Source organism: Bifidobacteriaceae bacterium (genome assembly GCA_031281585.1).
Taxonomy (GTDB): Bacteria; Actinomycetota; Actinomycetes; order Actinomycetales; family WQXJ01; genus JAIRTF01.
In genome coordinates this window covers 1-24,215 of record JAITFE010000034.1, presented here as the reverse complement: position 1 = coordinate 24,215, position 24,215 = coordinate 1, and the positions used below count along the sequence as shown (strand labels likewise).

Genomic DNA, 24,215 nt, shown 5'->3' with positions numbered 1-24,215 from the left:
AAGCGCATGATCATCGACGGCGAGGACCACTACCTCGACCTGTTGTTCTACTCGCGTGCCATTCGCCGCTTGATAGCCGTCGAACTCAAGATCGGCCCGTTCAAGGCCGCGTATAAGGGGCAAATGGAGCTCTACCTGAGGTGGCTCGACGCCCACGAGCGGCATCCTTGGGAAGAGACCGCCCTCGGACTCATCCTATGCACCGAGGCTGGGAGGGAGAAGCTCGAACTGCTGGAGATGCACACGGACGGCATCGTGGTCGCCGAGTACTGGACCGCCCTGCCGCCCAGGGCTGACCTGGAGGAGCGCCTCCAGACCATCCTGATCCAAGCCAAAGAGCGGATGGCCAGCCGCCAGCAAGCCGCCACTGATAGCGAAAGTGCTGCGTTCGCCATTCGCGAGACCGGGGAGAATGACGCATGAGGACAATAACCGTCGAGAGGAAACCGCCGCTCCGCCAGGGTGCAAATTCCGGGGTTTCTTCGGCTGACTGTCAGCGGCCGCGGGCATCCTGGGCGTGCTTGGCCAAGGCCGTCTTGATGGCGGTCTCGTTGACGCGCCACGTGTCGGCCAGCTTCGCCCGGCTCCACCCTTCACATCGGAGCCGCGCCACTTCGGCCCGATCGGCGGACGGAACGCCCCTCCGGGTGGGGACGCCCCGCCGCCGGAGGACGATGCAGATGGTCTGCCTGGCGACACCGAAAACCTCGGCCAATTGGTAGACGGTCCTACCACCCTGGTAGGCCTCCACCATCTCCTCGATTTCGGCCTCGGAGAGCCGTCGAAGCTGCCGCCGTCTCGGCTGTTGAGATTCCGCCCGCCCCTGAAGGCCCCCGGCCTTGTACCGCTCACGGCACTTGAACAGGCATTTTCAGCGCGTGGGACAGGGTTGGAACTTTGTCTCGTATGGTCCACCATATGTTCGAAGTTCCAACCCTGTCCGCAGACGTGTCTGGGGGGCAGGGGCGTGTCCAGGCTGATGGACGGATGGAGTTGGCGGGTGCGCTGCCAGTAGTCGGCGTGTGGCCGGTTTTCTGGTTGCATGATGGTCTTGCAGCTGCGTTCCCCTCCGAGGCGGGCCGCGACCCAGGCGCGCAAGGCTGAAGCGCCAGCGGTTCCCTCCGGCGCCCGGCGCTCAAGGCCGGCCTCTCCCAGCGACGCGCCGACGCGGGCGTTGGGCGCCTGGCATTTGGCGTCACGCGGGCGAGTTCCCAATCCCTCTAGCCCGCATGGGTTGCGAAGACGGGACCGAGTTCCGCCCATTGGTCTTCGCGGCAATAGACGGGGATGGCGGTCCGGGCGGCCACCTCTGCGGTTATCCGCTGACCACCGGGCAGACGCTCGCCGGTCCACACGCCCACCCAGTCGCCTTTAGGCAGGTAGACGGTTTGCCGCTTTGCGCCTTCGTCGGTGATCGGGCTGATCAGCAGGGCGTCTCCAAGCTGCCATTGCAGCGGGTGGTTCCACGCCTCCGTGTCTTCGGGGTGGTCGAAGAACAGTCCCCGCATCAGCGGCCTGTCGGTTTCAACGGCGCGGCGGGCTTGCCGGGCGATGTAGGGCACGAGTTTCTCGCGCAGTTCCACCAAGGCGCGGAACTCGGCCACGACGTCCGGGTCGCCGGACTGGTCCGCGATGTTCCAAGGGGTCCGGTCCCGCAGCGGCAGTTGGTGGTGGTTGAACTCGGAGTGGTACTGCATGATCGGCATGAACACGGATGCGGCGGCCGCCCGCAGGTACAGTTCCGGGCTGGGCAACGGCCCGGAGAAGCCCGCCAGGTCCCAGCCCCAGTAGACAATCCCACAGGCCGATGCCGTTATCCCGGCGCGCACGGAAGACCGGAACGCCTCCCAGGTGGAGTCCTCGTCACCGGCCCAGAACGCCCCGTGGGCCTGGCTGCCGGTGAAACCGGAGCGGGAGAACGTGACCGGCGCCTTGCCCTCGGACCGGAGAAGGTCCCCGAAAGTCTGGGCGTAGCGGACGGGGTTCAAGTTGTTGCCGTCTTCGCCTCTGGTGCCGTCGTTGTAGCGCAGTTCGGCGCCCCAGGCGTGCTCCCCGCCGTCTGTCTTGAAGCCGTCGATGTCGAGGTCGCGGACCAAATAGCGGCGGTGCTCGGCCCACCATTCGCGTCCCTCGGCGGTGGACAGGTCCGGCATCAGCGCGTGCGGGAACCACCAGCCCCGGTTGCGGTAGGCGCTGCCGTCCTCCTCTTTGACTGTCAAGCCCGCCCGCCGCATCGCCCGGCCGTCGGCTATTACCTGCTGGCCGTGGCCCTGGTGTTCGGCGGCGAAGGTGGCCTCGGTCTTCAGCAGCGGGATCTGCCACAGGAGGACCTTGACACCGCGGGCGTGGAGTTCGGCGATCATGCCTTTCGGGTCCGGCCACGCCCCCGCGGGCGGGTAGGCGAAATCGCTTCCCTGGTGGGGCCGGCCGTCAAGGTTCGGGGTGTACTGGGCGTCCCGGAAGATGGTGATGCCCTCCTCGTCGCTCCACGCCTCGATGACCACCGCGCCGACCGGAACGCCCTGGTCGCGGTGCGCGTCCATCTGCGCCATCACCAGTTCCTGGGTGTTCCACTCGTTGCCGGACGCCCACAGCCGGTGGACCCATGCGGGCAGCGGCTCGGCCCGGCCGGCGCGGTCCAGGAACGCCGACAGGACGGCGGACGGGTCGCCGGAGAAGACGTCGAGCGCCAACTGGCCGTCCGCGCCCACTTCGGCCTCCACGAGAATCTTGCCCGGCTCCGTAGCCGCCACGTCGAACCAGACCCGCCTCGACGTGCGGACGTGGAACCCCCACCCTTTGCCGCCGATGACGTGCGCGAACGGCATCGGCATATACGTGCGGTGGTGGCGGCCTTGGCTTTTGTACTGCTCGAACACCACCGAGTCCGGGGTCAGGCCGCGTTGGTCCACCGCGTCGTAGCGCTCCCCGAAGCCGACCACGTGCTCGCCAGCTTCCAGGGGGAGCGCGAACCTGACGCGATGCGGCCTTTCCGCGTCGGCCAGCCAGGCCAGGTCGGCCACCGCGACGTGGCTCCCGGCCGGCCGGTTGACGGTCAGTCGCCCCCCTGCGTATTCGGCGTCGTCGAGCCAGTCTGCGGCGTTGAACTCGAACCATTCGGTCGCTACCGGCCCGCCGCCCGCCCGGCCGGTGAACCGGTAGCGGCCCCGTCCTCGAACCGCGTCGATCGTGGCCTCCCACGCTGTCCCCGCCGCGGCGGTGGCCGCGGCTTGGGCTTCCGCGAGGTGGCCGTCGCCGCCAACTGCTTGGGCGGCATCGGACGCCGCCTGCTCGGCGTTCTTGCGTCTGAGCGGCACCCGGCGGGTGTCGCCGTCAGCGGTCTCAAACTCGCAGGACACCGACTCCACGTCCGCCGCCGCCTCGACGCCGAGCCAGAGCGGCTGCCCGGCGACGGGTTGGACGGGAAGGCGCTGGTCGGCGCTGGCGGCGTAGGGGTGGCCGGAGCCTGCGGGGTGGTGGGCGAGCTTCATTGGTCCTCCAAGGTGATTCCGAGTTCGGCGGCGAGGATGAGGATCATGGCGTGGGACCACAGCAGCGGTTTGGCTACCGGCCCCCACTTCGCGACCCATTCCGGTTTGTGGTCGGGGTGGAGCAGATGCCCGTCCACCTGCTCCGGGACCAGACCCTCGGGGTCCGCCTGCGCGATGGCCCATTCGAGGAGCCGGGCGGCCTCGGCGGGGCGTCCGGCGCGGGCGTGGTTCCAGCCCAGCAGGCAGGACAGCAGCGGCCATTGCCCGCCGCCGAAGAACACGTCGGCGGCGAAACGGTGCACCCCGCCCCGGACCTCGAGGTCGTTTTCTATCTTGGCGAGGGTGGCCTCGGCCACCGGGCCGCCGGGCGCGACCACCCCGAACGGGACCACACACGCGGCCAGCGAGGCGTCAACCGCGTCGGAGCCGACCCATTTTGAAAGGTGGCCGGCCGGCGCGACTCCCTCGCCCAGGAGTGTCTGTTTGATTTCGGCGGCCGCCTGGCGGGCGACCGCGCGGCGGTCCGGGTCCAGGGCGGGCGATTCGGCGCACGCGGACAATCCGGCGTAGATGGCCCCAAGGGTGGACCCGTGGCGTTGTTCGACGTGTTCTTCCCACCAGTCGTAGCAGGGCGTGTTCCAGAACTCGGCCAGGTAGTCGCAGGCGGTCTGGGTGGCGCGGCGCCAGCGGTGCGGCGGGAGCCCGTGGCGGGCGGCGTGCTGGTGGACGGCCCACAGCCAGGCGCCGTAGCCGTCCAGTTGGAAGTCCCACCACGGGTCGGAGCCTGGTTCGCCCGCCAGGGTGAACCTGGTCGGCAGCATGGCCGAGGCCGGCGGCGTTTGCCCGGCGCGGGACCGCGCCACCAGGGCGGCCACTTGGTCTTCGTTGGCGGCGAGCACTCTGGCGCACCAGTCGTGGAATGCGGTTGCCGAGTCTGGCCGCCCCTGCCTCGACATGCCCTCGGCGATGAACGAGCCGTCGCGGAACCACGAGTAGCCGCGGTAGGCGGAGAACTCCTCACAGGCCGGGTAAGCGCCGGTGCTCGCCTGGTGCGCGGCGATCACGTCGACGCTTCGCGCCAACGCTTGGCGCAGGCGTTCGGGCTCGCCGGCGCCGGCGGCCTCCGGCCGCCTCTCCGGGCGCGGTGAACGCGGATCCGTCAGACCCGGTTCGCCGGCCACGGCGACGGCTGGTTGATGGTTTGGTGGTGGATTCATGTCAGTCCCCCGGATCGGCCGGGGGCGGGTGGCCCGTTCTCGCGTCGGCCCGCCCGCCCCCAGGTGTGCGGTCGTCTATTTGAGCAGCGGGTCGACTTTGGCCTGCATGTTTGCCAAAGCCTCCTCGGCGGTGGCGCGTCCGGCCGACACGGCCGCCAACTCGTCGTCGATGACGTCCTGCAGCTCTTGCTGTTTTTCCACTACCGGGGCCAGGGCCACGGCGTCCAGCGAGTCGAGGACCGCCTGGCGGTTCGCCGGCGGTGTGATCTGCAGGTAAGCGTCCAGCTTGGACGTGTCCGCGACCGGCGGCAACTCCCAGCTCTTGGCCAGGCGCGTGTCGATGGTGGTCTGGGAGGCCGTGTAGAACGCCAGCCACTTCTTGGCGGCGTCTTGGACCTGCGACTTCGCGGAGACGCCCACCGCATTGGAGAACATCGCGGAGGCCTTTACGGTGTTGCCCGGCTCGACAACGATGTCCCAGTTCATGTCCGGGGCCTTTTCCGCCACCGTGGAGAACATCCAGATGCCGGTGTGCCACATGGCGAGCTTCCCGGAGGTGAACAAGGTGGTGTCGAAATCGGGCGTGTTCGCGCCGTCCGCGTCGGTCGGCATGGTGGTGCCGGACTTCCCGGTCAGCCACTTGGCGGCGGCCAGGCCGGCCTGGTCGTTGAAAGCGGTGGCGTCCCCCGCGTCGTTCAGGAAGTGTCCGCTGGACTGGGCGACGGTCTTGTAGAACTCGTTGTAGCTGATCGGCTGGTAGTCGCCCCACACCCCGGCCGCCTTGTCGGTCAGCGCCTCGGCCGCGGCCGTCTCGTCGGCCCAGGTCCAGTCTTTGGCGGGATATGCCAGGCCGGCCGCGTCGAACAGGTCCTTGTTGTAGAACAGCACCACATTGGAGAAGGACTCCGGCAGCGCGTACTGCTTACCGCCGCTTTGGTACGCCTTGATCAGGTTCTCGGCGTAGGCGGAGGTGTCGATCCCGGTGATGTCCGCCAGGACTCCGGCCTTGGCGTAGGAGACGAACGAGGCGTACTCCAACTCGAAAACGTCGGCCTCCGTGCCGCCCGCGACGGCGGTTTGCAATTTCGCGGCGTAGTCGGCGTAGGGGACCGTTTCCACGGCGATCTTGACGCCGGAGTTCTCCTTCTCGAAGGCGGATACGATTGCCTGGAGGTCGGCCTCGTGACCGTCGTTGGACGAGAAGTTCATGAATCGCACCGTGACTTGCCCGTCGCCTTGGTCGCCGCCTCCCGTGTTGGTGGCTGAGCCCTGTGAACAGCCGGCCGCCAATCCGGCCACCGCCAGGGCGGCCACCGCACTAAGCGCCGTCCGGCTCCGTGGTTTCTTCATTGTGTTTCCTTTCTCTATTGGTTACTTCAGACCGGTATGGGCCATTCCGGCGATGATGTGTTTCTGGGCGAACAGGTACACCACCACGATCGGCAGGATCGAGACGACCGAGCCGGCCATCACGACGCTCCAGTCGGTGGTGAACTGGCCCTGCAGATAGGACAGCCCCAGCGGCAGCGTCATCAACTCGGGAGACCGGATGACGACCAGCGGCCACAGGAACGAGTTCCACGACTCCATGAACGCGAACACCGTCAGCGCCGCCATAGCGGGCTTTACCAGGGGCATCACAACCCTGGCCCAGATCCTCAAGTGGCCGGCGCCGTCGATGCGGGCGGCCTCGTCCAGTTGGATGGGGACGCCGTCGACGGCCTGTTTGAGCAGGAAAATGCCGAAAGCCGAAGCGATGTTGGGCGCCAGCAGAGCGAAGTACGTGTCGTTGAGGTGCATCCGGGTCAGCATCATGAACAACGGCGCGACCAGCACCTGCAGCGGGATCATGAGCGTCGCCAGGTAGCAGCCGAACACGAACTGCTTGCCCCTGAACGCGAGCCTGGAGAAGGCGTAGGCCGCCATCGAGCCGGTCGCCAATTGCAGCAGCGTCGAGACCACCGCCACCCCGAAAGAGTTCAAGACGATCCGCCAGACCGGGATCGAGTCGAACAATTCCCGGTAGGCGTCCAAGGTCGGGTCTTTGACGATCAGGGACGGGCCGCCGGACAGGTTGCCTTGCGGGGTGATCGATGTGATGACCGTCCACAGGAACGGGAACAGCATGAGCGCCGCGCCCAAAGCAACCGCCACCCAGAAAAGCGCCCGGCCGAAAGCGAGGGCAGGCTTCGTCGTGTCAGGCATAGTTCACCCACTTCCTCTGGCCGTACATTTGGACCGCTGTGACGGCCATGATGATGGCGAACAGAATCCACGACAGCGCCGATGCCGCCCCGGCCTCCCCGTAGCGGAACGCCAGGTCGTAGATGCGTCCCACCGCGACCTGGGAGGCGCCGGACGGTCCTCCGCCGGTCATCACATACACCTGGTCGAACACTTGGAATCCGTTGATCAGCGAGATCACCACGACGAAGAACGTCGACGGGCTGAGCAGCGGGAACGTGACGCTCCAGAACCTGCGCCAGCGGCCCGCGCCATCGACGGTCGCGGCCTCTTGGATCTCTTGGGGGATGGCCTGCAAACCGGCCAGCAGGATCACCATGACGAAGCCGAGGTCTTTCCACGCGGAGGCGAGGATGACCGAAGGGATCGCCCAGTTCGGGTCGGTCCACCAACCGGGTTCCGGCAGCCCCACCATCCCCAGCAGGTGGTTCACCAGCCCGTTCGTCGGGTTGAGCAGCCACTGCCAGACCAGCGCGACCGCGACCCAGCTGGTCACGACCGGGACGAAGTACGCGGCCCGCAGGAACCCCCGCGCTTTCAGTTTCTGGTTCAACGCGACCGCTATCGCCAGGCCGCCCGCGTACACCAGCGGCAGGTAGCCGGCGATGTAGGCCAGCGTGTGGAGGAACACCTCGCCCGTGTTCGGAGATGTGAGCAGGTCAGCGAAGTTGCCGAGGCCCACCCACTCCATCGGGGAGATCATGTTCCACTCGTGCAGCGACACCCAGGCCGAGGCGATCATCGGCGTCATCTTGAAGACGAGCAGCGGGATGGCGGACGGCGCCAGGAACACCACCACCCACGCCAGGTTCTTCCACTTCCGCCGCCGCCCAGCCTGGCGGGCGGCGTCCGTCCGGGTCGCGCCGGCCACGTCAAGCGCCTCTTCTCCCCGACGCGGCCGCGCCCAGCCGTTCCCGCACCAGGCCGCCCTGGTATCCGGCTGCGCCGTCCTTGTCGAAGGAGGACGCGATCACCAAGGCCGCCGCTCCCAGTGCCCATTTGTCCTCGTCCCACGGATCGACCAGGAAGGGCACCGACCGGCGGGACTCGATCAGCTTTGAACGGAACGCCTCGGTGAAACCCGGCTCCCACAGCGCCCACTGCGCGGTTCCCTCGCCCAGCAGCACGATCGTCTCGGGGTTCAGCAAGTTCACCGCTCCGGCCACAGCTGAGCCGAGCAGCCGCCCGGCCCAGCCGAACAAGCCCTCGGCGAGCGCCGGGTCGCGCTCGGCCTTGTCGCCCAGCGCGCGGATGGCTTCCAGTTCGGCGTCCGGCCCTTCGACCCTGGCCCCGTCCACCAAGCCAAGCTCGCCTGCCCGGCGCACCAGGCCGGCCGATCCGATCAACGACTCCAAGCAGCCGCGATGCCCATAAGGACACGGCGGGCCGTCCTCGGCGACCGGGAGATGGCCGATCTCGCCGGCGCCCCCGCCGGCGCCCCGGAACACCTCGCCGCCGATCACGATCCCGCAGCCGATGCCGCGCCCGATGGTCACCACCAGATACGTCGAGTACCGTGTGCCGACCCCGTAAACCTGCTCGGCCACAGCTAGCGCGTTGACATCGTTCTCGACCAGCACCGGGACGCCTAGGCGCTGCCGCAGCACCGTCCCGACACGCGCGTTGCGCCAGCCGATCGTCGGGGAGTCCGCCACGCCGGACCCCACAGAGTCCACCGAGCCGGGAACCGCGATGCCGACGCCCAGCACAGGACCGTCCACCTCGGCCAGCACGTCCTGCAGCGCACGGGCCGCGACATCCAGCGCGTCCGCGCGGGCCACGTCGAACGGGACCTTCCTGGTCAGAGTGACCTCGCCGTCCAGCTTCGCGCCCACCACCGCGAGGTGGCTGGCGGTCACCTTCGCGCCCACGATCCGACCGGCGGCTCCCACCAGGGACAACGGCCGGGCCGGACGGCCCCCGCCGGAGGCGAGCTGTCCCAACTCCAACACCATGCCCTTGGCCATCAAAGCCTTGCTGGCCTGGGTGATGGAAGCCGGACTGACCCGCAAAGCCGAGGCAAGCTCGGCCCTTGTCAACGGGCCGCGGGCGCCCAACAAACCCAGAATCGAGGCGGGCAGCAAGTCAGACGGCTTGGACCCCGAGACCGCAGTGTTCATCGCAACTCCTTTGTTCGGTACTTACCGTAGTCCTAAAAGAAGGGTTGCGCAAGCGCCTCTCTGAGCCTCGTGCGAGCGACTCCCGGCGCGAGGCGCCCCACGGCATCGGTCAACTCTCAACGCGCCGCGCCCGCGGGCGGAGGCGATCTCGCCCAAATTGGACGATCAGTCCAATTTACCCTATAGTGGACTGCGCGTCGAGTTTAGGGAAGGAAAGAGGCATGACAACACTGACGACTACGGACAGGCGGGAGGCCCGTCCCGCGGGCGGCCCGGCGGCCGGTTACAGGCCCGGCAAGTACTTCGGGCTGACGTTCTCCATCTCTTGGGGTTGCTACGCGGTGGCCGCCGTGCGCAGCCGCCACGTGACCGGCAACTTGATGGAGGACCCCTTGATCTCCGCCGGGATGATCCTGGGCCTGTTCGGGCCGCTGATAGCGGCCGGGATCTGCCTGGCTGGGCGGGCGGGCCGGCCGCTCCGGCGCGACTTCAGGTCGAAGCTGCTTGGCCTGGGCAGAGCCCGTCCAGCGTTCTGGCCGATCGCGCTCCTCGGCTACCCGGCGCTGATCGCGTTGACGGTGCTGGCCATCGCGCCGTTCGGCGGGTCCCTTGGCCAGTTGGCGCTGTCCGCCAAGTTCTCCATCGTGGAAGGCGCTGTCGGGCTGAGTTGGCTGATCGCGTTCCTGGCCCCGGCCTTGGAAGAGCTTGGCTGGAGCGGCTACGGGATCGACGCCCTACGGGGCCGCGGCCCCCTGATCCGCCCGGTCTTGCTGTTCGGCGTGCTTTGGTCGGCCTGGCATGTGCCGTTGTTCTTCGTCAAGGGCTACTACCACGCGAATCTGTGGGCCGAGAACCCGCTCTACGGCATCGGCTTCCTGGTGGGCGTGGTCCCGCTGACGGTCATCACGAACTGGATCTACTACCGCAACGGCCGCTCCATCGCGCTGGCGGTGGTCTTCCACGCCTCGGTCAACGTCTGCTCGGAGGCGTTCATGGTGACCAACGCCACCAAAACCGTCCTGTACGGCGTTCTGATCGTGGTGGCTGCGCTGCTGGTCGCCGCCGACCGGCGGTTCTTCTGGTCGCGGCAGGCGGGCGTCGCCGCGGCCGATACCGCGCCGGCGCCGCTTGGGAGGTGGTGACGATGCCGAGGGGACTGACCAAGAAACACGACGCCAGGGTGGCGGCGATCCTGGACGCCGCCGTCAAGCTGTTCGCCGTCAAGGGGTACGATGCCGTCACCGTCGCGGACATCCTAGAGGCCGTCCCGATCGGCAAAGGCACGTTCTACCACTACTTCGGCTCCAAAGAGGACGTGCTCCAGGCCGTGGTGGAGCGGATGACGGCAATGCTGGTCGAACGCGCGCAGGCCGCCATCGCCGAACCGGGTGTGGACGCGCACTCGAAGATGGTCCGGCTGATCGCGGCGATCAATGTCACTGGGACCCCGGATGGGGTGGTCGTCGACGAGTTGCGCCATCCGGCGAACAGCCAGTTGCTCCACCAATCCCTGCTGGAAGCGGTGCGCCAGGTGGCGCCCATCATGGCCAAGGTTGTCGAGCAGGGCATTGCCGAGGGCGTCTACGCCACGCCCAACCCGCTGGAGAGCGTCGAGTTTCTGCTGGTCGGTGTGACCACGATCCTTGATGAGGGCGTCTTCTCCTGGACGCCGGAACAGTTCGCCACCCGCGCCGCCGAACTCGCCCGCATCACCGAACTGGTGCTCGGCGCGAAGCCGGGCAGCTTCGCGTTCCTGGCAGCGCAGGCGGGCAACTGACGTGAGGGTGCTCGCAAACCGGAACTTCGCGCTGCTCGTGGCGGGCCAGATAGTCTCCATTGTCGGCTCGGCGGTCCTGCGGTTCGCCCTCGACTTGTACGTTCTCGACATCACCGGCCGGGCCGATGTGTTCGCGCTGGTACTGGCCCTGTCCACCCTGCCCGGCATCGTCTTCACCCCGATTGGCGGGGCGATAGCCGACCGTTTCCCCAAACGGAACCTGATGGTCGGCCTGGACGCCGCCAGCGCCGCCCTCGTGCTCGGTCTGGTCTTCCTGATGGGCGCAGGCCTGGACCCAGTCGCTGTCATCGGCGTGGTGCTGGCGCTGCTGTGCCTGATCAGCGCCATGTACCAGCCAACCGTCCAAGCCTCCGTTCCCGCGTTGGTGGGCGAAGACCAATTGGCCGATGCGAACGGATTGGTGGCCGGCATCGGGGCGGTCTCATCGTTCGCCGCCCCGGCGTTAGGTGGTGTCTTGTACGGCCTGATCGGCGTTGAGGCGTTGCTGGCCGTCAGTTGTGGCGCGTTCGCCGCCTCGTCCGTGATGGAGGTCTTCATCCGTATCCCGTTCGCCCGCCGCGCCTGCGACAAGCCGCTGGCGGCGATGCTGCTGGGCGACGTGCGCGAAGGGTTCCGTTTCGTTTGGCGCGGCAACCCGCTGGTGTTCCGCGTCATCGCCCTGGCCTGCGCGTTGAACATGCTCGCCACCCCGGTGTTCGTCATTGGCGTGCCTTACAGCCTCCGGTTGACTTTGCACTCCTCGGACGCCATGTACGGGCTTGGGCTGGCCATCACCGAGGTTGCCACTGTTGTTGGGGCGGTCTTCGCCGGAAGACTCACCCGCCGCCTGAGCGTGTCGACCTTGCACAGGGCCGTGTGGCTCTTCGCCGCTCTGACCGCGCCGATGGCGGCCGCCATGCTGCCATCCGTCCTCGCCTTGGGCTATTGGCCGCCGTTCGCCGGGTTCTTTGCTTTCGAGATTGCCGCCGTCATCACCGCTACCGCGCTGTCGGTGTTCGCGATCACCGAGATCCAAAAGAGCACCCCGAAGGACATGATCGGCAAGGTCATGGCGATCCTGCTGGCCGGTTCCCAGATCGCCGCGCCCATCGGCCAGATCGCCTATGGGTTCGCGTTCGAGGCGTCCGGCGGCAACGCGCGGATACCGTTCATCGTCGCCGCCTGCATGGCCGGTCTCATCGCCGCCGCCGCCAAACCTGTGCTCAATTCACCCAAGTTGAAAGGAACCTGCATTGCTGCCAACAGTGTCACTCAATGACGTGACCAAGACCTACAAAGGCGGAGGCCGCGAAGCGCTCAGCCACTGCGATATGACCGTCAAGCAGGGTGAGATCTACGGATTCCTCGGCCCCAACGGAGCGGGAAAGACAACGGCGCTGAAACTGATGCTCGGCCTGCTCCGCCCGACCGCTGGAGCAGTCGAGGTCATGGGGCTGGACGTGGCGACCAACCGGGAGGCCGTCCTGCGCGGGGTCGGCTCCATGATCGAGGTGCCCGTGTTCTATGAGCACCTGTCCGCGGCCGACAACCTCCGCATCCACTTGGCCTACTGTTCAGCCCCTCGGGCTGACGTGGACGCGGCGCTCACGGCTGTGGGGCTGTCCGGAGCCAACCACGACCCCGTGTCAACCTTCTCGTTGGGGATGCGCCAACGCCTCGCGCTGGCCCGCGCCATCGTCCACGAACCGAAGCTGCTGCTGCTCGACGAGCCGATCAATGGGTTGGACCCCGCCGGGATCAGGCTGGTCAGGGACCTCCTGCCGACACTCGCTCGCCGGGGGACCACGATTGTGGTGTCCAGCCACATTCTGTCCGAGGTGCAGCACATCGCGGACACAATCGGCGTGATCGTGGAGGGGCGGGTCGTCCGCGAGGTCCCCTTGGCGGACATCAAAGCGCCTGGCGGCGGCGACCTCGAAAGGTTCTTCTTCGACCTGATGGCCGACCACGCCGCCCAGACCACGGGCGGGAGGCCGACGAAATGAAGAGCTTGATCAGGCTGGAGTTGAAGAAGAACAATCTGCGGCCATACCTGTTGGGCGTCTTGGGCATCACAATCATCATGTTTGGGTTCCTGTACCTGTTTGCCGGTGTGGAAGACGAAGAATTGTCCACCTACGCCGATGTCACCATGCTCGTCACCAGTCTTGGCATGGCGAGCTACTGTGTGCTGGGAGCGGTCATGTTCGCGCGCTTCGCGGTCGAGGAATACAAGGGCAACCGGGCCATCCTGTTGTTCTCCTACCCGATAAGCCGCGTCAAAGTGTTGCTCGCCAAGGTGATTATTGTGTGCGGATTCGCCTTTGGTTTCTCGCTCTTGACGAACCTTGTCGTCTTCGGGTTCTTCAATGTCAGCGAACACTTCGCGCCGCTGGTGCATGAAGGGCAACTGAGCTGGATGCTGGCGGACACCATGCTCCTATCCGTGATCAACGGCCTGCTGGTCATCGCAGTTAGTTTGATTGCCCTGGCGGCGGGGCTGTGGAGGCAATCAGTGCCGGTGACGATTGTGACGTCCGTGGTCATTTGCAGCGTGTTTTCAAGCGTTTTCACCCAAGCGGTGATGAACTCTTTGACGAGTGTCGGATTCATGGCGAGCGTTGTCGCCATCATGGCGGCAGCCGCACTCAGCGTATTTGGCTTGGCCGCCAAAAAAGTCAAGGCCATGGAGGTGTGAGCGGGTGGACGCCGAAAGCCGGATCGCGGCAGATGGCCTGGCAACCGGCAACGTTACCTGGATGATTCGAGAAGCGGTGGCCGGGGAAGCGGCTGATATCCGGCGGTTGCAGGCCCGCTCCTGGCGGGTCACCTATCCCAACGACGAGTGGGGCGTCAGCCGCCAGTGGGTGGAGCAGTTGACTGATTCTTGGTTGACGGCCCAGGCCCTGGCCGAGTCGGCCGACTTCATGGCGGCCGTGCTGGCCGCCCCGGACACCTTCTACCGGGTGGCCGAAGTCGACGGCCGGATTGCGGGCTTCGTCCACGCTGTCAAGCACGACAGCCGCGAGGCTGAATTGCTCGGCTTGTACCTCGACCCGCCTGCTTTCGGCATCGGTGTGGGGGCGGAGTTGATGTCTGCGGCGGTCGACTGGATAGGGCCGCTCCCGGCGCGGCTGGAAGTGGCACCGTATAACCAGCGCGCCATCAGGTTCTATCACCGCTACGGCTTTAGCGAGGTCCCCGGCTCTGAACGGCCGTGCAACGTCCAGCCTTGGGTTGAACCGAGCAGGCGACCGGATGCTGTCAACGGGCTGGCCCTCAACTGGAACGCGATCCCCGCCATCGAAATGCGGCGCCAGCCGACCGGATAGAGTTCGCCCGTGAGCGTCGTCATCAATCAAGTGGCCATCGACACCGCAGACCCCCAGTCCCTGGCCGCCTGGTGGGCCGAGCAGACAGGCGGCGTGGTCTATGCCGATCTTGGCCAGTTCGTGTTCGTCGGCATCGGCGCCAAAGAGAACGGCTTCAGCTTGTGCTTCCAGCAGGTCGATGAGCCCACCCCCGGCAAGAACCGGCTGCACTTGGACTGCTCCGCTGCCGACGTGCCCGCCGAGGTTGATCGGTTCCTGTCCGCCGGAGCCACGTTCGTCGCCAGCCACCAGAGCGACGGCTTCGCGTGGACGGTGTTGGCCGACCCGGACGGCAACCAGTTCTGCGTCATCCCAGCGCAACAGGCCGAGTAGCCAGCGCTGACGGCGCGCGGCCACTGACGCCGCAGCGAGCGTCCGCGCCCTGAAAACGACGCGGCAGAGCGCCAGCAACGCGGCCGCACAACGAGTCGCCGGCCCCGTGACACCGGCCCTGCCTTCCGACCCGCCAGCGAGCGTCACTCCGCAGCGCACGGGAACTCGCATGCGTTCCCGTTGGTCTGGAACCGCGACGCCTGGCGCCAAGACCTTCCAAGTGCACCCCCCGGACGGCGAGCAGTTTTCGCGTGCGCGCCCGCCGTCGTCGAGGTGTCTCCAAGCGACGGCCTGTCGGCGACCGCAGGGTGGCGGCTCGCTGGCATTGACGAATGGTCGTTTGCCTCTTGACGTCATCGCCCCTTGGCCGGAGCCGCCGGCTCTGGACGCGAGCCATGCGCCTATCGGCGGCGTGGCCCTGTGCTGGCGCCAACGCTAGACTGCTAGCAACTCTGGTTGAACAGTCTAGATGGGAGGTCCCAGCGTGGCGACGCTGACAGTGCGCAACGTGCCTGAAGAGACGCGCCAGGCGTTGGCGGCGCGAGCGCGCGCCGCCAACAGAAGCATGGAGGCGGAAGTGCGGCTCGTTCTTGAAGCCGCCGTCCGGCCGCCAGACCGGGTCAAACTGGGTTCGCTGCTGTCTCGTATCGGGGCCGAGACCGGCGGGCTGGACATGGAGGACGTGCGAGGTGCCGAGATCTCAGAGCCGGTGAGCTTCGGGTGATCCTGCTCGACACCAACGTGGTGTCCGAGCCGCTCAAGGTTGGCGGCGGCGACCCGAAGATGATCGCGTGGCTGGACCGCCAATCGATCGAAACCCTCTACCTTTCGACCTTCACAGTCAGCGAGATCCTCTTCGGGATCGCAGTCATGGACGCCGGCCGCCGCCGTGACGATCTGCGCCGACGCGTCATGGAGGAGGTCTTCCCGCAGTTCGCCGGTCGCATTCTGGGCTTCGACGAGAGCGCCGCGCGGGAGGGCGCCACCTTGCGCGCCGCCGCCCGCGCCGCTGGCCGCCCGATCCCGGACACAGACAGCTTCATCGCGGCCGTTGCCATGTCTCGCGGCCTCGCCCTGGCGACCCGGAACACCAAGCACTTCGGGGCGACCGGCCTCCAGCTCATCAACCCCTGGGATTGAACACCGAAGGCGGCGCAGCCTCTGCGCAGTCCGGGCTCACCGCCACGCCGCACAAACCGGCCAAACCAACACCACCAGCAAACGGCAGGCGCGGGCACGTTTGGAGTCCCTCGGCACGCCGGTCACGGTCAGCTGCACAGCCACGGGCTCGTCGGCGGTCAACGGATGCCTCGGTTTCAACGCCGCCTGTTTGACTGCGGTCCCGGTGGTCGCGGTCATGGTCTGGGAACCGTCCGCGAACGTCGCGTTCGCGGTGGTGATCCTCAACGTCGCCGTGAACCCGTCGGCGTAATGGGCGCCAGCCCGGTCGGTCTCGCCTTGACGGACCAGCCCCCACCAGACCTTCAAGTTGCCGGCGTCGACCTCGACCAGGGCGGCCCGCGGCCCGCCGTTGCGTTTCGCCTCGGCGGCCAGGGCGTCGTACACGCCCTGGTGGCTGACCGGGATACCCGCGTGGTACTCGCCCCTGGCGAATTGCGACACCGACGCCGCCACGCTCGCGTCGGTCGTCTGCTCGTAGCGGGCCAGGAGGTACGCCAACCGGGCGGTCTTGTCCGGCGCGCCGCCTGTCCAAGCGATGGAGCCGACTATGGCTCCTGAACCGGGTGAGGTGCCGTGGCTGGGATCACCGCCGACCAAGTCCACGACCTGCTCACCGGCACACGCACCGCGAAGGCCAGCGTCGGCAATGGCCCTCTGACTTGTTCGTCACCTGACCGAATGAACCCGTGGCCATGCCGGAGACCGACTTGAGACGCATTGAGCGCTGGTGCCGCGAGCAAGTGCCGGAGCATCTTCGGGATCAACTGCGCGTCAAGTGCGAGATCGGCCCGGACCGCGTCGCCATTTTCGAGACCAGGCCCGGCTCGCGCGGCGGACCAGGCTGGACGGAGTTCCCAATCGCCCGGCTGCGCTAGGCCGCCGGGACGGGGGAGTGGACGATCTACTGGCGAGACCGGAACCTCAGGTTCCACAAGTACGATCGCCAGCCACCCACGAAGAACGTCCAAGCGCTGCTCGACCACATCGGCTCGCACGAAGACCCCGTCTTCTTCGGCTGACTGTCAGCGGCCGCGGGCGTCCTGGGCGGGCTTGGCCAAGGCGGTCTTGATGGCGGTCTCGTTGACGCGCCACTTGTCGGCCAGCTTCGCTCGGCTCCACCCTTCGCCTCGGAGCCGGGCCACCTCGGCCCGGTCGGCGGACGGAACGCCCCGCCGGGTGGGGATGCCCTGCCGCTGGAGGATGACGCCGACGGTCTGCCTGGCGATGCCGAACACCTCGGCCAACTGGTAGACGGTCTTGCCGTTCCGGTAGGCCTCCAGCATCTCCTCGGTTTCGGCTTCGGAGAGCCGCCGAAGCTGCCGCCGTCCCGGCTGTTGAGATTCCGCCCGCCTCTCAGGCTCCCCGGTCTCAGTCCGCTCATGGCGCTTGAACAGGCATTTCAGCGCGTGGGACAGGGTTGGAGCTTTGTCTCGTATGGTCCACCACATGTTCGAAGTCCCAACCCTGTCCGCAGACGTGTCCGGGAGCAGGGGAGTGTGTTCCTCGCTACGCTCGTCAACACCTTCCTTGGCCTGGGAACACGTCAGAATCGGGATACTGCGTGAGATTCCGACCTCGGGATTTCACCCACGTTGTGGTGGCTAACAAGGGCTGCGCAGTGCAGGACAGCAAATGTCGGGCACTCGCCGGGTGCCCAGCCCGGCTGTACGTGGACAACACTCTTGAGCACCATCGTCGCCGAGAGGGACGGGCAGGCCACACCCCAGGACGATAGATCGTAAGGAGCGAGTCGGATCGCTTCGGTTGGGACAGGCAATCGCACAGGTACTGCTGGTCAACGGGCGGCGCTGCAACCCTCGGGCGGGATGTCGTCGTAGCCGAGGTCGTCACGGTGGACGAACCCGAACCTGGGGTAATACTCCGGATGGCCAACCAACGCGGAACCCCTGGCGCCCAGCGCTTTGAGTCGCGCAAGACCCCCTCGGATCAACGCCGATCCGACGCTCCGGCGTTGGCGTTCGGGAAGGGCCGACACCGGTCCGAGTGTGGACCAGCCGGCGGTCCCGTCGCTGATTGTCGCCGGGCAGAACGCGATGTGGCCCACGATTTGGCCTTCGTCTTCGGCGATCAAGGAGAGCGTGAGGTCACCCGCATCGCGGAGCGCCGCGAACACGTATTGCTCGTTGCGTCCACCGGGCAGGCCGGGATCGCGGAAGGCGGCCTCCGTCACGGGGACGATGGCGTCGATGTCGCGAGGGTTCTCTTGCCGGATGCTGACTTGAGCCGCAGGCCGCCATCCTGCCAGGTAAGCGCGACCCATCGGTGCAAGAGCCGGTGAGGTTGGCGTGTTTGTGGTCAAAGTCGGCGTGATGTTCGGGCGCCCTGGCAAGCGGGCAGGTCGCCGGGCGTCCGGCCTCGGCCTTGCGGGCACGGGTCCTTTGTCGCCGCTCGGGACCCCTGGCCTCCTGGTCCCGGACCCCCGCTCCGCCGCTAGCGCGTGTAGAAGAGGGCCGCGCCTTCCGCGTGGGGTCTCACCCAGGTGGCGACGGTTTCCGGCTCGCCGTCATTGACCGCGATGTCGAAAACGATCAACGTCCAATCCGAGGAATCGGAGGGCAGAAGGAAGACCACCACACGCTCTTCATGGTCAGCCCATACTTCTTTCGGGTTCCCAGTGAGGGCCTCGGCCCCGCCAAACGCCCATGGCTTGCCAAAAGCTGAGATGTCGAAGTTGTAGTCGGAGACCTCCGGGAGCTTTCCGAACGCGGCCAGGGAGTACCGGCCTTCGACCGTCTGGTCGCCGTGCTCCGGCATGTCTTCCCGCCCCAGGAAAGGCCTGTTCCAATCGTCGGCCTCGGCCTGCCACAGGAGGCTTGGCGGGTCAGGGTTCGGCAGCGCAACTTCCTCGATCGGCAGCACAGTGTGGTCGCCCTCGCCCATCTTGGTGCCAACCCTCACGTTGGAGATGGTCACTTGGCGGGGTTCCGCTCGCGGGTCGTCTTCGCCGGTGTCGCGCGAAGTCTGACGGAGCAGGAATCTGACGCGCCACGGGGTCCTGTCATACGCGCCGAGCGCGTCTTCCAGCAGCCCGCTCCCAAGGGTGGTCCTCTCAGCAGAGGCCCACAGCGCGATGTCGTCATACATGTTCCAGCCAGCGGAATTGGTCTCCGCGACGGTTGCCTGCAGATAGGCGCCCCATTCGCCACCTATGCAGCGCTCCTGGTCCACACGGGCGGCAGCCTCCGCGTCACCGTCGCCCTTCTCGAATTCGCCGAGCGGGCAGTTCTCCTCCACCCAGTTCTTGGGCTCCTTAGGCGCGGCCGAGCTCGAGGCCGGAGCGCTGGCTGGCTCCTGCCGCGGCGGCTCCGCTCCCTGCTCCGGGCTGTTCCCGCCGCAGGCGGCCAGGCCGCCGGCCAGAGCGGCCGCCGCGATGACAGCGACCCAGCGTTTGAGCCCCGGCGTTGGGCCGCCGCCTCTTGAGGACAACTCCCACAGTTGAGGCGAATAGTGGCCAAGATTGCGGGAGACTGACACGGTTCGACTTCCTTATGCCGGGGAGCTTTGCGGTTTGAGAACATGCGTACAGCCCAATCGTAGCCCCGCCGCAGGGCGAGGACCGCCGTCCAGAAAGCCAGCGCCCGGGCATGGCTCCGGCGATCATCCATCGCCCCGAGATCCTGCTCCTGGACGAACCGATCAACGGGCTGGACCCGGCCATCTAGACACACACTTCTTAGACATCACGCACAACGAGACATGCAATCTGTGTATGTCATGGTCGTCTGGAGAGCTTGCCGGAGTGTTGGCCGAGCTGCGCCGCCGCAGCGGGGACTCGATCGCCGTTGAAGTGGAGCGGGCCGGGGACGGCGTTCCTCGGCTGGCCGAGACCCGCTGCGCGTTCGGTAACATGCCTTCCGGTGGCGCTATCGTGTTGGGGATCAGCGGGAGCGAGGTGCTGGTTGTCACGGTCGCTGGGCTGCCAGCGGCGGACAAACCGTGTCGGTGTCGCGGAAAGGCGTATCTGCGGCAGGCAGACGGCGACTACGTGATGTCGGAGCAGGAGATCGCGCAGCTCGTGGCGCTTCAGGACCGTCCACAGCACGACGCGGCGGTCATTGCCGGCTTGTCACCGGCGGACCTGGACGGTGAACTGGTCGAGAGATTCTTGGACGAGGCGCGGGCATCGTCACGCAGCCTTGCCGGCCGCGCCGACGGGGAAGTGCTGCGCTTGAAAGGCGTCGCCGCGCCGGGCGGCTTAACATTGGCGGGCTTGTATTCGATGGGTTCCTATCCCCAGCAGTTCGCGCCGTCCTGACCACCGGCGAATACGGCTATCAGCGGCGCGACGGCATCGCCGTGATGCCACTGGCGCTGCCCGGCCCCTGACGGGTCGCCACGCGATGCGCGAACCCCGTGTTCCGGCCGGGGCGACCGCGGCGGCGAGGCGAGCGGGGGCCTCGGTCCTAGTCCGCGGCCGCGCGCATCGCGTCGAGTTCGGATCGGTGCTTGGCGAGGAAGACGGCCTCCAGGTCGTGTTGGACCGCGGTCAGTCGGGCGAGGTAGTCGGTGGCCTCGCGGAGGTCGTAGTCCGCGACCGCGACTTTGACCCGGGCCGGATGTTTTTCCCGATGACGCCTCCCTCGACAACCCGGTGATCGAGTTGACCGGTTTTGATGGGACACCGCCAGGCGACCGACCCGCATCTGGTCAACCTGGCCGCCGCGCACGGAGCGGTGCTGGCCACCTTCGACGCAGGCACACCGGCATACCGGCTTCCCTGAGCCGCGCCGACCGCCGCTTCGCACACCTGATTTGGGGTCCGTGCGCGGGGGGATGCGCCCGACGGCTGGGGGAAAGGTCCTCATGCGCAGCGGATGCTAGCCTGGCGGCAGCCCAGCGGCGGCGCTCGCCCGCGCTGCACTGACTGGGCAGGTCGGCGTGGGAAGGAGAGGCGGCGTGATACCGGAGTTCTACACGAGGCAGCCTGAGTGGATGGCGCGGGTCGAGCGCATTGTCGAGCTCGTCGGGCGGGTCACGGCCCTGGAAGATGTGGTCAATAACAAGCCGGAACTACGCCGTTCCAACCGCATCTGGTCGGTGCATTCCTCGACGGCCATTGAGGGCAATCAGCTGTCCGCGGCCCAAGTTGCGGACGTGGCCAGGGGCGCGCCGGTCCTCGCGCCTCCGCGCGATGTGAAAGAGGTCGAGAACGCGCTGGTCGCGTATGACGCGCTCGACTCGCTTGACCCGTGGGACGTAGGCAGCTTCCTCCGGGCGCATCGGCTGTTGACGGGGGCCTAGTCAAAGAGGCCGGGGCCTTCCGCACTGTTGCGGTGGAGATCGTCAACGCCGCCGGCGACGTGCTGCACACCGGATCGCGCCCTGAGAAAGTGCCCCGCCTGATCTCCGAGTTGTTCGAGCACGGCGCCGCGTCGACCGATCACGCCTTGGTTGTTTCGAGCGCGGTTCACTTCCTGATCGAACACGTCCATCCCTTCAGGGACGGCAACGGGCGGATCGGCAGGCTGTGGCAGACGTTGATCCTCAGCCGGTGGCGTCCCGTTTTCGCCTGGATGCCGGTGGAGACGCTGATCAAACAGCGTCAGGAGGGCTACTACATCGCGCTCCAGGCATCTCGGGATCCCGAGATCGACGCCGCCCCGTTCATCACGTACATGCTGAACGTAATCGAGGAATCATTGCTTGGCTACGAGGCCAGGGCCCGCTCAGGCGCGGCCGATGTCGGCGTAAATGTCGGAGTAAATCCCCGTGCGGCCATTCTGCGGTTGTTGCGTGTGGAACCAGGCCTCAGCGCCGCCGTGCTCGCGGCCAGGTTGGGCAAGAGTTCCCGGACCGTCGAACGGCATTTGCAGGCGCTCAGGGCCACTGGCGCGATCCGCCGCGTCGGATCCGCCAAGACCGGGCACTGGGTGGTCGAAGACGCTGGGGCGTGACCGTGCCTGGCGCCGCAAGCGCCAGCGTTGACGCGCCTGCGGCATGACTGGCCGCTGTCCGCCCGCCCAACCCCGGAGGTGCTCCGACTTCCCCGGCGGCTAGGGCTCAGCCGGACCGCCGGGTCCCCGAATGGTCAACACGGCGAATGCGACGGTTCCGCACGGGCGGTCTCGGGCAGTCCCGGGGCGCGAGCCGACCCCGGCCTGGGGATCAGGCGGGCCGAGTTGAGGATGAACCCCGACTCGCTGCCCACATGGATGACGGCGGCCAGCAACGGGCCCAGAATCCCCACGGCCGCCAGGGCCATCCCCAAGAGGTCCACCGCGACCGTGCCAACCACGTTGGCCAGGATGATGCGGCGCGCCCGCCGGGCTATCCGGATGACCGCCGTCAGGTCGCCCAAGTCGGAGCTGACCAGCACCAAGTCGGCGGTTTCCTGGGCCGCGTAGGTGCCCGAGCCCATGGCGACGCCCACATTCGCCTGGGCTAGGGCGGGCGCGTCGTTGACGCCGTCCCCGACCATGGCGACCCGCCGCCCCTTCGCCCGCAATTGTTCGACCAACAGCATTTTGTCGGTCGGCAGCAGGCGCGCGTGGACCTGGTCCACCCCCACCCGGCGCCCGACAGCTTGGGCCTCGTCTTCGTTGTCGCCCGTCATCATCACGGTTTCAAGGCCCATGGCCCGCAACCGCTCCACGCACTCCGCCGCGCCCGTGCGCACCGTGTCGGAGAGCACGATTCCACCCGCGTACTCCCCGTCAACGCTCACGTAAACGGTGGTGCCGGCCCCGGCGAACTTGGGCGCCCGCTCCGCCCCCGCCTCCGCGTTGTCCCAGAGTTCGGCCGCCGATGCCGACCGGTCGCCCGGACACCCCGGCGCCGCCTTGGCCTCCGCTCCTAACCCGCTGCCCGTCAACCCGGCCGGCTTCGCCTCCCCGCCCGGCTCCGGCATCAGCCTCTCCGTGCCAACCCGCACGACCCGCCCGGCCACCGCCGCGGTAACGCCGACACCCGGCTGGTACTCGAAGCGGTCGGGGGCCGGCGCCGGCCAGCCGCGCTCGCGCGCGTAGGCCACAATCGCCTGACCGATGGGATGCTCCGAGGGCGCCTCGGCTCCGGCAGCAGCCTGGATCAGCGCCTCTTCGGCGAACCCCGGGGCGGGGTGGACCCCGACCACCGCCGCTTGGCCCAGCGTCAACGTCCCCGTCTTGTCGAACACGACCGTGTCGACCCGCGAGAGCGCCTCCAAGTGCCTACCGTCTCGCACGAACGCCCCGGTCCGGGCTGCGCGGGCAATTGCCGCCAGCACCGCCAGCGGCGTCCCGGCGGCCACCCCGCAGGCCCCGGCCACAATCACCACCGACAGGGTCGCCACCACGTCACGGGTGATGGCGAAGGTGAGCGCCGCGCCGCCCAAAGCCAGGTAGACCAGCCAGCCGGCGATCCGGTTCGCGAGGCGCTGGACCGGCGCCTGCGAGCGCTGGGCCGCCCGCACCGCCGCGATGATCTGCCCGTAGGAAGACGCCTCGCCCACCTTGTCCGCCCGGACCACCAGCATGCCGGTCTGGTTGACGGAACCGGAGTAGACCGCGCTGCCGGGACCCACGTCCACCGGCAGCGGTTCGCCCGTGACCCGCGACTGGTCCACGCTCGAGGCCCCTTCCAGCACGGTTCCGTCCACCGGGACCTTGCCGCCGGGCGCGACCAACACCAGGTCGCCCATCCGCACCTCGCCCAAGGGCACCAGGCGTTCGCCGTCCCCAAACCGGACCCGCACCTCGGTCGGCAAGAACCCCATCAACTCGGTCAGCGCGTCCCGGCCGCGGTCCATCGTCAGGTCCTCGAGGATCTCCGCCGCCAGCACAAATGCGGTTATGACCAGCGAGGTAACCCATTCGCCGATCACGGCTGCGGCGATTATCGCGATCACCATGGACAATTCCATGCTCATACGCCGGGACCGGATGTCGCGGAGCGCGGCGATCATGACCGGAGAGCAGCCGATCCCCAACCCGAGCACGGCCAACCCGGCGGTCGCCTGCCAGGGCACGTCCAGCCAGGAGGCTGCCGCCGCGGCGGCGGCGATCACGACCACCGCAGCCAGCCGCGCCAGGTCGACCCGGTCGATCCGCTGCCATAGTCGCTTGCCCGGTGCCGTGTGGTCGCCTCCCGCGCCCGAGCACTGGTCGGCCGCGCGGCAACTCAACGCCCCGCCCTCTCAGCGTCTGAAACACCGCCGGGGGTCTCTTCCGGCTCCACCTGAAGGTGGTGCTTGGGCCACAGGTCCACCACGTGTTCCGCCTGATAGACCGCCTGGTGAACCAGTTCGGCGGCGTGCTCGTCGATCAAGCTGTAGTAAACCCGGGTTCCCTCGTGCCGGGCCTGGACCATCTTGGCCCACCGGAGCTTCGCCAGGTGCTGGGACACGGCTGCGGGAAGCTTGCCGACCTGTTCGGCCAGCACGCCCACGGGGAGTTCGCCCTGTTCGAGCGCCAACAGGATCCGAATCCGAGTCGGGTCCGACAACAACGCGAACACCTCGGCGGCCAGTTCGACGTATTCGC

General features: G+C 67.5%; 27 protein-coding genes. 15 read left to right on the top strand and 12 right to left on the bottom strand.

Annotation, left to right across the window (positions count from 1 at the left end):
• On the top strand, positions 1 to 423 hold a 423-nt coding region (locus LBC97_03680), incomplete at its 5' end, for a DUF1016 domain-containing protein (protein ID MDR2565157.1).
• Positions 424 to 1,220: 797 nt separating this feature from the next.
• Here the strand turns inward: LBC97_03680 and LBC97_03675 are convergent.
• The 6 genes from LBC97_03675 to LBC97_03650 all read right to left on the bottom strand — a co-directional run bounded on the left by LBC97_03675 (position 1,221) and on the right by LBC97_03650 (position 9,072).
• Positions 1,221 to 3,491: a hypothetical protein gene (locus LBC97_03675; GenBank protein MDR2565156.1), complete on the bottom strand. Its 2,271-nt coding sequence runs from the start codon at positions 3,489 to 3,491 to the stop codon at positions 1,221 to 1,223.
• Positions 3,488 to 4,708 (bottom strand): hypothetical protein, encoded by a 1,221-nt coding sequence (locus LBC97_03670; GenBank protein ID MDR2565155.1) that lies wholly within the window; start codon positions 4,706 to 4,708, stop codon positions 3,488 to 3,490. The genes LBC97_03675 and LBC97_03670 overlap by 4 nt, the downstream gene beginning before the upstream one ends.
• A 75-nt stretch (positions 4,709 to 4,783) precedes the next feature.
• Positions 4,784 to 6,058: a sugar ABC transporter substrate-binding protein gene (locus LBC97_03665; GenBank protein ID MDR2565154.1), complete on the bottom strand. Its 1,275-nt coding sequence runs from the start codon at positions 6,056 to 6,058 to the stop codon at positions 4,784 to 4,786.
• Positions 6,059 to 6,079: 21 nt separating this feature from the next.
• The gene (locus LBC97_03660) at positions 6,080 to 6,913 is read right to left on the bottom strand and encodes a carbohydrate ABC transporter permease (protein MDR2565153.1); all 834 of its coding nucleotides are present in this window, start codon (positions 6,911 to 6,913) and stop codon (positions 6,080 to 6,082) included.
• Positions 6,906 to 7,823 (bottom strand): sugar ABC transporter permease, encoded by a 918-nt coding sequence (locus LBC97_03655; GenBank protein MDR2565152.1) that lies wholly within the window; start codon positions 7,821 to 7,823, stop codon positions 6,906 to 6,908. Before LBC97_03655 ends, LBC97_03660 begins: the two co-directional genes overlap by 8 nt.
• A gap of 1 nt (position 7,824) precedes the next feature.
• Positions 7,825 to 9,072, bottom strand: a complete 1,248-nt coding sequence (locus LBC97_03650) for an ROK family transcriptional regulator (protein MDR2565151.1) — start codon at positions 9,070 to 9,072, stop codon at positions 7,825 to 7,827.
• A gap of 221 nt (positions 9,073 to 9,293) precedes the next feature.
• Between LBC97_03650 and LBC97_03645 the strand changes: the two genes are divergently transcribed.
• From LBC97_03645 to LBC97_03605, 9 genes are all read left to right on the top strand, one after another.
• Positions 9,294 to 10,214, top strand: coding sequence for a CPBP family intramembrane metalloprotease (locus tag LBC97_03645; protein MDR2565150.1), 921 nt, complete (start codon positions 9,294 to 9,296; stop codon positions 10,212 to 10,214).
• A 2-nt stretch (positions 10,215 to 10,216) separates the two neighbouring features.
• Positions 10,217 to 10,849, top strand: coding sequence for a TetR/AcrR family transcriptional regulator (locus LBC97_03640; protein MDR2565149.1), 633 nt, complete (start codon positions 10,217 to 10,219; stop codon positions 10,847 to 10,849).
• Position 10,850: 1 nt separating this feature from the next.
• Positions 10,851 to 12,128 carry an MFS transporter gene (locus tag LBC97_03635; protein MDR2565148.1) on the top strand — a complete coding sequence of 426 codons (1,278 nt, stop codon included), beginning with the start codon at positions 10,851 to 10,853 and terminating at the stop codon, positions 12,126 to 12,128.
• Positions 12,103 to 12,855 (top strand): ATP-binding cassette domain-containing protein, encoded by a 753-nt coding sequence (locus LBC97_03630; GenBank protein MDR2565147.1) that lies wholly within the window; start codon positions 12,103 to 12,105, stop codon positions 12,853 to 12,855. Before LBC97_03635 ends, LBC97_03630 begins: the two co-directional genes overlap by 26 nt.
• Positions 12,852 to 13,547 carry an ABC transporter permease gene (locus LBC97_03625; protein ID MDR2565146.1) on the top strand — a complete coding sequence of 232 codons (696 nt, stop codon included), beginning with the start codon at positions 12,852 to 12,854 and terminating at the stop codon, positions 13,545 to 13,547. Before LBC97_03630 ends, LBC97_03625 begins: the two co-directional genes overlap by 4 nt.
• 4 nt (positions 13,548 to 13,551) lie before the next feature.
• Positions 13,552 to 14,181: a GNAT family N-acetyltransferase gene (locus tag LBC97_03620; protein ID MDR2565145.1), complete on the top strand. Its 630-nt coding sequence runs from the start codon at positions 13,552 to 13,554 to the stop codon at positions 14,179 to 14,181.
• A 9-nt stretch (positions 14,182 to 14,190) separates the two neighbouring features.
• On the top strand, positions 14,191 to 14,553 hold the full coding sequence (locus LBC97_03615; protein ID MDR2565144.1) for a VOC family protein: 363 nt from the start codon (positions 14,191 to 14,193) through the stop codon (positions 14,551 to 14,553).
• 484 nt (positions 14,554 to 15,037) lie between these two features.
• Entirely contained in the window at positions 15,038 to 15,277 is a 240-nt protein-coding gene (locus LBC97_03610; GenBank protein MDR2565143.1) for an antitoxin, read from the top strand.
• Positions 15,274 to 15,693: a type II toxin-antitoxin system VapC family toxin gene (locus LBC97_03605; GenBank protein MDR2565142.1), complete on the top strand. Its 420-nt coding sequence runs from the start codon at positions 15,274 to 15,276 to the stop codon at positions 15,691 to 15,693. Before LBC97_03610 ends, LBC97_03605 begins: the two co-directional genes overlap by 4 nt.
• A 36-nt stretch (positions 15,694 to 15,729) precedes the next feature.
• Here LBC97_03605 and LBC97_03600 read toward each other — a convergent pair whose 3' ends face one another.
• Positions 15,730 to 16,338 (bottom strand): hypothetical protein, encoded by a 609-nt coding sequence (locus LBC97_03600; protein ID MDR2565141.1) that lies wholly within the window; start codon positions 16,336 to 16,338, stop codon positions 15,730 to 15,732.
• 83 nt (positions 16,339 to 16,421) lie between these two features.
• Between LBC97_03600 and LBC97_03595 the strand changes: the two genes are divergently transcribed.
• Together LBC97_03595 and LBC97_03590 are read left to right on the top strand one after the other, a co-directional pair.
• Positions 16,422 to 16,610 carry a hypothetical protein gene (locus tag LBC97_03595; GenBank protein ID MDR2565140.1) on the top strand — a complete coding sequence of 63 codons (189 nt, stop codon included), beginning with the start codon at positions 16,422 to 16,424 and terminating at the stop codon, positions 16,608 to 16,610.
• A 24-nt stretch (positions 16,611 to 16,634) separates the two neighbouring features.
• The gene (locus LBC97_03590; GenBank protein ID MDR2565139.1) at positions 16,635 to 16,754 is read left to right on the top strand and encodes a DUF3024 domain-containing protein; all 120 of its coding nucleotides are present in this window, start codon (positions 16,635 to 16,637) and stop codon (positions 16,752 to 16,754) included.
• Between the two features lie 3 nt (positions 16,755 to 16,757).
• Here LBC97_03590 and LBC97_03585 read toward each other — a convergent pair whose 3' ends face one another.
• The 3 genes from LBC97_03585 to LBC97_03575 form a co-directional block, all read right to left on the bottom strand.
• On the bottom strand, positions 16,758 to 17,183 hold the full coding sequence (locus tag LBC97_03585) for a hypothetical protein (GenBank protein ID MDR2565138.1): 426 nt from the start codon (positions 17,181 to 17,183) through the stop codon (positions 16,758 to 16,760).
• A gap of 347 nt (positions 17,184 to 17,530) precedes the next feature.
• A complete protein-coding gene (locus tag LBC97_03580; protein MDR2565137.1) occupies positions 17,531 to 18,016 on the bottom strand; it encodes an N-acetyltransferase in 486 nt (161 codons plus the stop codon).
• 170 nt (positions 18,017 to 18,186) lie between these two features.
• Entirely contained in the window at positions 18,187 to 19,230 is a 1,044-nt protein-coding gene (locus LBC97_03575) for a hypothetical protein (GenBank protein ID MDR2565136.1), read from the bottom strand.
• A gap of 265 nt (positions 19,231 to 19,495) precedes the next feature.
• Between LBC97_03575 and LBC97_03570 the strand changes: the two genes are divergently transcribed.
• The 3 genes from LBC97_03570 (at position 19,496) to LBC97_03560 (ending at position 21,650) form a co-directional block, all read left to right on the top strand.
• Complete coding sequence (locus LBC97_03570) at positions 19,496 to 20,011, top strand: hypothetical protein (GenBank protein MDR2565135.1); 516 nt, start codon at positions 19,496 to 19,498, stop codon at positions 20,009 to 20,011.
• Positions 20,012 to 20,652: 641 nt separating this feature from the next.
• Positions 20,653 to 20,997 (top strand): hypothetical protein, encoded by a 345-nt coding sequence (locus tag LBC97_03565; GenBank protein MDR2565134.1) that lies wholly within the window; start codon positions 20,653 to 20,655, stop codon positions 20,995 to 20,997.
• Entirely contained in the window at positions 20,946 to 21,650 is a 705-nt protein-coding gene (locus tag LBC97_03560) for a Fic family protein (GenBank protein MDR2565133.1), read from the top strand. Before LBC97_03565 ends, LBC97_03560 begins: the two co-directional genes overlap by 52 nt.
• A 134-nt stretch (positions 21,651 to 21,784) precedes the next feature.
• On the opposite strand, the gene LBC97_03555 is transcribed toward LBC97_03560, so the two are convergent.
• Both LBC97_03555 and LBC97_03550 read right to left on the bottom strand, forming a co-directional pair.
• Positions 21,785 to 23,857 (bottom strand): cation-translocating P-type ATPase, encoded by a 2,073-nt coding sequence (locus tag LBC97_03555; protein ID MDR2565132.1) that lies wholly within the window; start codon positions 23,855 to 23,857, stop codon positions 21,785 to 21,787.
• The coding region (locus tag LBC97_03550; protein MDR2565131.1) for a metalloregulator ArsR/SmtB family transcription factor at positions 23,854 to 24,215 on the bottom strand (362 nt) is incomplete at its 5' end. The genes LBC97_03555 and LBC97_03550, both read right to left, overlap by 4 nt.